The organism is Azohydromonas lata, assembly GCF_034427735.1.
In the GTDB taxonomy this organism is placed as follows: domain Bacteria; phylum Pseudomonadota; class Gammaproteobacteria; order Burkholderiales; family Burkholderiaceae_C; genus Azohydromonas; species Azohydromonas lata.
This window is the reverse complement of the sequence record NZ_JAXOJX010000232.1, coordinates 1-350: the sequence shown is the minus strand read 5'-3', so window position 1 is coordinate 350 and position 350 is coordinate 1. Positions and strand designations below refer to the sequence as shown.

The following is a 350-nucleotide window of genomic DNA, read 5'->3' as shown; positions in this document are numbered from 1 at the left end:
TGGGCACGTCGGCGTCGCTGCGGCTGAGCAACGCCAGCTTCGGCCTGCGCTCGGGCGCGGCCGGCACCACGGCATTCGAGCTGGTCAACGGGACGCTGACAGCTACTGTCGATGGCCTGGGCAACCTCAAGGCCACGTCCGTGGCCGTGCGGTACACGGGGACCAGTGCGTCCGTGGCCGCTGGCAGCAAGGTCAGCGTCGGCAGCCAGAGCTACACGTTCAGCCAGACGATCGCTGCCAACACGGTGGCGTTCACGCTCAAGGGCTTCTCGGCCGACATCGCGAACTTCGTGTCGCTGTCCGGCGACCTGGGCTTCGCCAAGACGGGCACCGACATCGTGGCCGTGGGG

Annotated in this window: 1 protein-coding gene; it reads left to right on the top strand. The window is 68.6% G+C overall.

What is annotated here, in order from left to right; translation table 11 throughout:
• The coding region (locus SM757_RS35175) for a hypothetical protein (protein ID WP_322468891.1) at positions 1-350 on the top strand (350 nt) is incomplete at both ends.